Origin of the sequence: Paenibacillus sp. 32O-W (assembly GCF_007679495.1) — a bacterium.
Lineage (GTDB): Bacteria > Bacillota > Bacilli > Paenibacillales > NBRC-103111 > Paenibacillus_L > Paenibacillus_L residui.
In genome coordinates, this window is the sequence record NZ_VEGP01000112.1 from 1 (window position 1) to 9,221 (window position 9,221).

The 9,221-nt window shown below is 49.7% G+C and carries 8 protein-coding genes and 1 other RNA gene; all 9 read left to right on the forward strand.

Annotated elements, in window-relative coordinates; genetic code table 11:
* Positions 1-481 precede the first annotated feature (481 nt).
* The 9 genes from FS806_RS24400 to ffs all read left to right on the forward strand — a co-directional run bounded on the left by FS806_RS24400 (position 482) and on the right by ffs (position 8,990).
* Positions 482-2,086 (forward strand): CTP synthase, encoded by a 1,605-nt coding sequence (locus FS806_RS24400; RefSeq protein ID WP_144941869.1) that lies wholly within the window; start codon positions 482-484, stop codon positions 2,084-2,086.
* Positions 2,087-2,218: 132 nt separating this feature from the next.
* Positions 2,219-2,614 carry a response regulator gene (locus FS806_RS24405; RefSeq protein WP_144941870.1) on the forward strand — a complete coding sequence of 132 codons (396 nt, stop codon included), beginning with the start codon at positions 2,219-2,221 and terminating at the stop codon, positions 2,612-2,614.
* A gap of 199 nt (positions 2,615-2,813) precedes the next feature.
* Positions 2,814-3,668: a class II fructose-1,6-bisphosphate aldolase gene (fba, locus tag FS806_RS24410; RefSeq protein ID WP_144941872.1), complete on the forward strand. Its 855-nt coding sequence runs from the start codon at positions 2,814-2,816 to the stop codon at positions 3,666-3,668.
* A gap of 106 nt (positions 3,669-3,774) precedes the next feature.
* Positions 3,775-5,028, forward strand: a complete 1,254-nt coding sequence (locus FS806_RS24415) for a UDP-N-acetylglucosamine 1-carboxyvinyltransferase (RefSeq protein ID WP_144941874.1) — start codon at positions 3,775-3,777, stop codon at positions 5,026-5,028.
* A gap of 111 nt (positions 5,029-5,139) precedes the next feature.
* Entirely contained in the window at positions 5,140-6,417 is a 1,278-nt protein-coding gene (rho, locus tag FS806_RS24420; protein WP_144941876.1) for a transcription termination factor Rho, read from the forward strand.
* A gap of 107 nt (positions 6,418-6,524) precedes the next feature.
* Positions 6,525-7,808 carry a radical SAM family protein gene (locus tag FS806_RS24425; RefSeq protein ID WP_144941878.1) on the forward strand — a complete coding sequence of 428 codons (1,284 nt, stop codon included), beginning with the start codon at positions 6,525-6,527 and terminating at the stop codon, positions 7,806-7,808.
* Positions 7,809-7,997: 189 nt separating this feature from the next.
* Positions 7,998-8,195, forward strand: coding sequence for a 50S ribosomal protein L31 (gene rpmE / locus FS806_RS24430; RefSeq protein WP_144941880.1), 198 nt, complete (start codon positions 7,998-8,000; stop codon positions 8,193-8,195).
* A gap of 81 nt (positions 8,196-8,276) precedes the next feature.
* Positions 8,277-8,666 (forward strand): hypothetical protein, encoded by a 390-nt coding sequence (locus tag FS806_RS24435; RefSeq protein WP_144941882.1) that lies wholly within the window; start codon positions 8,277-8,279, stop codon positions 8,664-8,666.
* 56 nt (positions 8,667-8,722) lie between these two features.
* Positions 8,723-8,990, forward strand: an RNA gene (gene ffs, locus FS806_RS24440) — signal recognition particle sRNA large type.
* Positions 8,991-9,221 lie beyond the last annotated feature (231 nt).

Here is a 9,221-nt window from a genome sequence, read left to right on the forward strand (position 1 = left end):
CCAGCCGTAAAATAATTATAGCGTACAACCCTATTTTCATCATCTGATGGTGCCGCGGTCAGCAGCATGGGGGTCTACCTTGAAAATCCATCCATTTTCATCATCTGATGGTGCCGCGGTCAGCGGCATGGGGGTCTAAATGGGAATTTTCCCCACGGCACGGCTCCGTGCTCGCGTTACTTGACAAGCCGTAACGTGACAGAGTAAACTATAGCATGGGCTAGAAAATTAGCGTGATTTTTATACACAATTCTAACTAAAGTGCCCCGTGTCAACGGGTGTCACTTTTTATTTTTTTAGCCGGATAATAAGGGGTGCGGTGAGGCTTTGCCGCGGAGGAGAGGATCAACTTTCGCTTGGGTGGCGAAGCTTGATTTTTTTCTATGGAGTGAATGTGGGAATAACAATCTTAAACGTTGGCAGACGTCCAATTCAATTACATCATGTCAGTGTCAGGAGATCACGCAGGAGGTAAAACATTGTGACCAAATACATTTTTGTAACAGGCGGCGTCGTTTCATCCCTTGGCAAAGGGATTACTGCTGCTTCTCTGGGAAGATTGCTTAAAAACCGGGGGTTAAAGGTGACGATTCAGAAATTCGATCCTTATATTAATGTCGACCCGGGAACGATGAGTCCATACCAGCACGGAGAAGTATACGTGACGGATGACGGCGCGGAGACCGATTTGGACCTCGGCCATTACGAGCGCTTTATCGACATCAATTTAACCAAGAACAGCAATGTGACGACAGGCAAAATCTATTCCTCTGTCATTTCCAAGGAACGGAGAGGGGAGTATCTGGGCGGGACCGTACAGGTCATCCCCCATATTACCAACGAGATTAAAGAACGGGTATTCCGGGCGGGCAAGGAAGCCAAATCCGACGTAGTCATAACCGAAATCGGGGGAACGGTCGGAGATATTGAGAGCCTGCCTTTCCTCGAAGCGATCCGCCAGATCAAAAGTGACATCGGAAGGGAAAATGTAATGTACATCCATGTTACATTAATCCCTTACATCAAAGCGGCCGGCGAGGTCAAGACGAAGCCGACACAGCACAGTGTCAAGGAGCTGAGAAGCATCGGCATCCAGCCCCATATCATCGTCTGCCGTACGGAACATCCTCTTGCGGAAGATTTGAAAAGAAAGATCGCATTGTTCTGCGATATTGACGCCAATGCAGTAGTGGAATGCCTGGATGCTGACACGCTTTATGAGATCCCGTTAATGATGAGGGATCAAGGACTGGATGAGATCGTCGTCAACCACTTGAAGCTGAATTGCGGTAAGCCGGATATGACGGAATGGGAACAGATGGTGGAGAAGGTTAAGGGGCTTAAGCACCAGACTGAAATCGCCATTGTCGGTAAATACGTAGCCCTTCATGATGCTTATTTGAGCATCGTCGAGGCGTTGTCCCATGCCGGATTTGACAGCGAGACGGAAGTGAAGATCCGTTGGGTTGATGCGGAGGAAGTCCAGGAAAGCAACGTGGATGAGGTTCTGCGAGGAGTGCATGGCATTCTCGTGCCCGGCGGATTCGGGGATAGAGGCATCGAAGGGAAGGTAGCGGCGATTAAGTATGCGCGGGAGAAGCAGATTCCGTTCTTCGGCATTTGTCTCGGCATGCAGGTCGCTGTGGTGGAATTTGCCCGTTCCATTGCCAAGCTGGAAGGAGCCAACAGCTCTGAGATTAATCCGACCACTCCTTACCCGGTTATCGACCTGCTTCCGGAGCAGAAGGATATCGAGGATCTTGGGGGAACCATGCGGCTCGGATTGTATCCTTGCAAGCTGGCAGCCGGATCGCTGGCCTTGCGCTGCTATCAGAAAGAGCTGGTTTACGAAAGACACCGCCATCGTTATGAATTCAATAACGAATATCGCGAACTGATTGAAAAGGCGGGCCTTAAAATATCGGGCACCTCTCCGGACGGACGATTGGTAGAAATTATTGAACTGCCGGATCATCCTTGGTTCCTGGCTGTTCAGTTCCATCCGGAATTCACATCCCGGCCGAACCGGTCCCAGCCGCTGTTCCGGGAATTTGTGAAGGCTGCATTTAACTATTCCGGGATGTAAATATCGGGGCAGCCAGGCTGCCCTTCAGGCAAGGAATGTAAAAAATAATCTGGCTGGCAGAAGGAAATGCTCCTTCGGTTGTCGAATGTAAATCATTAACATGATCATCGGTTTCCGGAGGAGGTTATTTTGTTGGACAAGAAGAAGTTGCTGATTGTTGATGACCAGAATGGCATACGTGTATTGCTAGTAGAAGTATTCAACAGTGAAGGCTACCAAACTTTCCAAGCTTCGAACGGTAAGCTGGCCCTGGATATTGTTAGGAAGGAACCTCCCGATCTGGTCCTTTTGGATATGAAGATTCCCGGAATGGACGGTTTGGACATTCTCAGACATATTAAACAAATCGATTCCTCGATAAAAGTCATTATGATGACGGCGTACGGTGAATTGGATATGATTAAAGAAGCGACAGACTTAGGGGCATTGATGCACTTTACTAAGCCTTTCGATATTGATGAGCTTCGGGTAGCGGTTAATTCCCAGATGGGTCTTTCGTCTTCTCACGATTATGCTGTCGGATCCTGAATAAGGATCTTTTTTTCCGCCTCTTTACAAACGGGGATTTGCTTCCGTCCAGACTCTAAGGCCGGTTTACGTCAGTCCCTGTCGGCGGTGCATAATCTTCAATTTACCATTCACCGTTTTAATGTGATATAATAGCTCAGTAATTGGTCGCGGACAATCCGGCCTTTCACTCTTTCACACTACAAGGGAGGACAAGACTATGCCTTTGGTTTCAATGAATGAATTTTTACCCAAAGCTAAAGCAAACCGCTTTGCTGTCGGTCAGTTCAATATGAACAACCTGGAGTTTGCCCAAGCCATTATGCAAGCTGCTATGGAGTTAAACTCTCCGTTTATCTACGGTGTCAGCGAAGGCGCTTTGAAATATATGGGGATGGAGTACACGGTAGCTATTGCGGAAGCGGCAGCCAAGAAATCGGGTCTTCCGATTGCTCTGCACCTGGACCACGGCAGCAGTTTCGAGGTGGCCATGGAGTGTATCCGCGCCGGATTCAGTTCGGTTATGTTCGACGGCTCCCACTATCCGTTTGAGGAAAATATTCGTCTGACGAAAGAGGTCGTGAAAGCGGCCCATGCAATGGGAGTTTCGGTAGAAGGAGAGCTCGGAACGATCGGCGGAGTGGAAGACGATATCAGCGTGGATGAAGCCGATGCAAGCCTGGCCAAGCCGGAGGAAGCGATTCGTTTCTACGAAGAGACCGGCGTGGATTGCCTGGCAATAGCGGTAGGAACGGCACACGGAATGTACGCCGGTGAGCCTAATATCCGCTTCGACATCATCCGGGAAGTGGCCGATGCCATTCCTGTTCCGATAGTTCTTCATGGCGGTTCCGGCGTACCGGATGAGGCCATTCGCAAAGCTATTGAAGCCGGTGTTGGCAAGATCAACGTCAATACGGAAAATCAGGTAGCTTGCACGAATGCCATTCGTGAAGTTTTGGCCAAGGATGCGAAGGTTTACGATCCCCGTAAATACTTGACTCCTGCCCGTGCAGCAATGGTAGAAGTCGTCAAATCGAAAATGGTGCTGTTCGGAAGCAATAATCAAGCCTAAGTTGTGACGGCTCATGTTCATTAAGGGAACTGCGTTCCAGTAACAGGCGCAATTCCCTTAATGTCTTTGCGTTGCCGTGCACAGAGGTAGGAGGAAAGCAATAGGAATGAATAAATTGATGATAGCAGGCGGGCGGCCCCTGCGCGGCACGGTTTCGATTAGCGGGGCCAAGAACAGCGCGGTTGCTCTCATTCCAGCTGCAATTCTTGCAGAGACCACGGTAACATTGGACAACCTGCCTGCGATAAGCGATGTCGCCATTTACATGGAGCTGTTAACGGAGCTGGGGGCTTCTATTGAATGGCAGGGTGATCAGATGATCATTCATCCTGAAGGTCTAAGATCTATTCCGCTTCCTAACGGGAACGTCAAAAAGCTGAGAGCTTCATATTATTTAATGGGAGCTCTGCTCGGCCGGTTCGGCGAGGCGGTAGTCGGCCTGCCCGGAGGCTGCAACTTCGAACCGCGGCCCATCGATCAGCATATTAAAGGTTTTGAAGCGCTCGGAGCCGAAGTGACTAATGAAGGCGGTGCCATTCACCTGCGGGCGAAGCAGCTTCGCGGCGCCAGAATCTATCTGGATGTCGTCAGCGTGGGGGCTACCATCAATATTATGCTGGCAGCGGCGCGGGCCAAGGGTGTAACGATTATCGAGAATGCCGCCAAAGAACCGGAGATCATTGATGTAGCTACGTTATTGAGCTCGATGGGAGCACGCATTAAAGGTGTGGGCACCGAAACGATCCGCATCGAAGGCGTAGATTCTCTTCATGGCTGCCGACACTCTATTATTCCTGATCGGATCCAGGCCGGTACGTATATGATTGCAGCGGCGGCCACCCGCGGGGATGTTCTGGTGGACAACGTCATTCCGAAGCATATGGAGGCAGTAACAGCCAAGCTGCAGGAAATGGGCGTTATCATTGAAGAACTGGACGAGTCGATTCGGGTTATCGGTTCTCCGGAGTATGCTCAAGTGGACGTCAAAGCTTTGATTTATCCTGGCTTTGCCACCGATATTCAATCTCCCATGGCCAGCTTGTTGACTCAAGCCAAGGGGACGAGCATTCTGACCGATTACGTGTACAGCAACCGGTTTAAGTATGTTCCCGAGCTTGTGCGTATGGGGGCCAGAATCAAGCTTGAGGGCCGATCTGCCATTATTGAAGGCGGAGTTCCTCTGTCGGGAGCCAAAGTAACGGCGACCGATCTTCGTGCAGGAGCCGCGCTTGTCGTGGCGGGACTCACGGTCACTTCCGGCATTACGGAAGTAAGCGGGCTTGAATATATTGAGAGAGGCTACGATAATCTGGTAGAGAATCTGTCCATGCTGGGAGCAGAGGTCTGGAGGATGGAATAGACTGATTTTACTTAACCTGTCAGGGTAACGGGCACGGGGCAGGACTCAATCAGGGAATAATTGGGTATACTAATCTTGCTTTTAAAATTTCATAGTGTGGTGGTCAAATCAATGGATATGCAGCTGGCGCAGCTTGAAGCGCTCAAGTTAACTGATTTGTATAAACTGGCCAAGACGCATCAAATCCCTTACTACGGCCAGATGAAGAAGAAGGAACTGATTTTCTCCATACTTAGAGCACAGGCAGAAAAGGGCGGCCTTATGTTCATGGAAGGCGTCCTTGAAATTTTGCAGGAAGGATTCGGTTTTCTCAGGCCGATCAACTATCTGCCCAGTTCCGAAGACATCTATATTTCCGCTTCTCAAATCCGCAAATTCGACTTACGATCGGGTGATTTGGTTTCCGGTAAATGTCGTCCTCCCAAAGAAAATGAAAGATATTTCGGTCTTCTGCAAGTCGAGGCGGTCAATGGGGAAAAGCCCGAGACGGCGGCCGAAAGGCTGCACTTCCCTGCCCTAACTCCTCTATATCCGCAGCAGAAAGTGGTTCTGGAAACATCTCCTTCCATTCTTTCAACCCGAATCATGGATTTATTGAGTCCCGTAGGCTTAGGACAACGGGGATTGATAGTAGCACCGCCTAAAGCGGGCAAAACCTTGCTGTTAAAAGAGATTGCCAATAGCATATCCACTAATTATCCGGATATCGAGCTGTTCGTCCTGCTCATCGATGAAAGACCGGAGGAAGTGACCGATATGCAGCGTTCGGTTAAAGGTGAGGTAGTAGCTTCCACATTCGATGAGCTGCCGGAGAACCATATTAAAGTCGCGGAGCTTGTTCTGGAGAGAGCTCAGAGATTGGTGGAGCATAAGAAGGATGTTGTCATTCTGCTGGACAGCATCACCCGTTTGGCCCGGGCATACAACCTGGTCATTCCCCCTTCGGGAAGAACCTTATCCGGGGGTATAGATCCGGGGGCATTCCACCGGCCTAAGCGCTTCTTTGGCGCGGCGCGGAATATCGAGGAGGGTGGAAGTCTGACGATTTTGGCTACCGCCTTGATTGAAACGGGCTCCCGTATGGACGATGTGATCTATGAAGAATTTAAGGGAACGGGAAATCTGGAGCTTCATCTGGACCGCAAGCTGGCCGAGCGCAGAGTGTTCCCTGCTATCGATATTCGCAGATCGGGAACCCGCCGCGAGGAAATGCTTATGAGCAAGGAAGAGCTGGAGAAAATCTGGGCACTCCGCAAAAATATGCAGGAATCCCATGAGTTTGTCGAGGCGTTCCTCAAGAAGCTCAAGGAAACCAAAACGAACAGCGAGTTTCTGGAAACTTTGGAAACCCAACCCAACGGGAAAAAGGTTAAAAACTCCGCTTCCTAAAAGTGAAGGACACATCATTGGATGAAGCGTCCGGATTGCGGTTCGTGAATATACACTTCAATAAGTAACTTGCATCACCGATGGTGACGAGATAAAGGGGCACTACAATGAATTTGGTATATGCGGATTCAGACGGCAATGTATATGATCATCCCGATTTGCTGGCACTTGGCCGCAGCGGGGATATGGTCGTGGAAATTATGGAAGACGAGCTGATCCCGCTTCCGGAGGGAGCGACATTGGTCAGTTTGCCCTCCACCCGTCCGGTCTGTATGGATCCGAAGACCGGCGAAATGAAAGCGATGGACGGCTCATTCGCTGCGGTGGGGGCGCTGCTGCCGCAAGGGTTTACCCGTCTTCTGCTGCCGGGCTATGTGAAGAAGGATCGGTCTGCGGTGCTTCCTCTGTTCGGATATACGGCTGTGGTTTGGAAAGAGGATGGATTCTATGTGGCGGCCCGTCAGAGCGACGATCCGTATCGCTGGAATCCGGTCAACTGTGATCCGGATCTGTTGGAGCAGCAGGTATCGGACCGGCTGGATAAATATCCCGAGAACCGGCTGTATAAACATTTGTCCAAGTGTGCTTTGGAATATGAATGCTTGACGGCATCCAATACCTTCCTTAATCGTTGGGAGGGCGCGGTCCCTGTCTCCTATTCCTGTAATGCCGGTTGCTTCGGGTGTATTTCGGAACAGCCGGAGGACAGCGGATTCGTAGCGCCGCAGACCCGGATGAATTTCAAGCCGACGGTGGAAGAAATCGTGCAAGTGATGCTGGAGCAGCTGACTTCGCCAGACAGTATCATCAGCTTCGGGCAGGGCTGCGAGGGTGAACCCTCTACGCAAGCGGCCCTGATTATACCGGCCATTCGTGAAGTTCGCCGGATTACGGATATGGGCTATATTAACATCAATACGAATGCCGGGCTGACGGACTTCATCCGCGGAATAGTGGATGCAGGCCTGGATATGATGCGTGTCAGCACGATCAGCGCGCTTGACGAGCATTATAATGCTTACTATAAACCTCGCCGGTATACTTTGGCCAATGTGGAAAAGTCTTTGAAGTATGCATCGGATAAAGGAGTATTAACGTCTATCAATTATTTGATCTTCCCCGGGGTGACGGACCGGGAAGAGGAAATCGAAGCGATGATAGGCTTCGTACGCAGAACGGGCCTGAAATTGATTCAGCTTAGAAATTTGAACATCGATCCAGAGGCATATCTGAATATAATTCCCGCTCCGCAGGGAGAGATCCTGGGGATGAAGCAGATGATTGAAATCTTCCAGGAGGAACTGCCGGATGTGGCCATCGGCTCCTATTCCCATACTCCGGAAGGACTGCGGAAGAAGAGAGTGTTGGATCGCAGCGGAGGAACTCCATAAAAGTTTTCCGGATAAGCGGGTATCCTTCGAGTTTGCTCACTGTATAAAAGTCGAATCTGAACCGCAGACCGCTCGGAATTGTCAATGATAGACTCTTGCGCAACAAAAATGGTTTTGATATAATCCGTTTATGTGTCCATTTACTCTGGATCGACGTTTAAGATTCAGGGCGGAAAGAGGTGAAAGATTGTGAAAGAAGCTATTCATCCAAATTACCATGTAACTACGGTCACTTGCGCTTGCGGGAACACCTTTGAATCCGGGTCCGTAAAGCAGGAGCTCCGCGTGGAAATTTGCTCTAACTGCCATCCGTTCTTCACCGGCAAGCAGAAATTTGTCGATGCTGGCGGACGTGTAGATAAATTTAAGAAGAAATACGGAATGTAATATCCGGCAATTTCCTTTTGGGAAATGGATTAACACACCTCTCTAAGGTCATTCTAAGACCAAGGGAGGTGTTTGTTTATTATGAATAGAACCGGAGTGTTAGTCGGGGCGATATCCGTTATTTGTCTTTCCTTACTTGTGTCCGGTTGCGGAAATAACGGAGTAAGGGCAAGAAGTTATCCGGATGATGGGTTACTGGGTGCGACAAGCGCCAATCCCAATTACCCGACAAGCCCAACCTATCATAATTATTCTGCCGACCGGCGAATGGTCAATCATGCGCTCAGGGAGATCGGCGGGATTCAAAATACTCGGACCGTCTTCAATGGCCGGCGCCTGGACATAACGGTCTATGTACCGAGGGATACGAGCCAGGAAGAATACCAGAGGATTGAAGCCCAGGCTCTGGAAGCGGTCAGCTATATGCTGCCCAGATACGACGTCAGGGTTAATGTGAAACGCAGTAGCTGATTTATCCAAAAACCGATGGTTGATATTTGCCGCTCAATCCGCTATACTTATTCATGCCGTGCTAGACGGGGAGGTAGCGGTGCCCTGTAACCTGCAATCCGCTGCAGCAGGGTTGAATTCCTGTTAGAGGTCTTGTTAATGTAAGGTCTGACGGATGTTTGTCAGTGTTGACGGTCAGGTCCTTCGCAATGAACGCTTGTGAACCCGGTCAGGTTCGGAAGAAAGCAGCCGTAAGCAAGATGCTTCATGTGCCGAAGGAGTGCCTAGCCTGAGCTGACGATGTTCGTTCCGCTTGGATTGCAATGATCGATAGCAGGTGCACGGTTTAATATTAAATGTAGAACAGCACTTCAATGCCGATAATATCGGATTGAAGTGTTTTTTTGTTGTCCGGAAGGAATTTAAACCCGTAGATCGAATGTTTATACGTGTAAACTACCGCTATGTAATCAAAACGTAAAGAGAGATTGCGTTCCGTACTTTAACTTCCAAAAGCGAGGTTCAACTCCACCGTCTTTAGACGGTATCCGCTTTTAGCCCTACAGGATCTGGAAA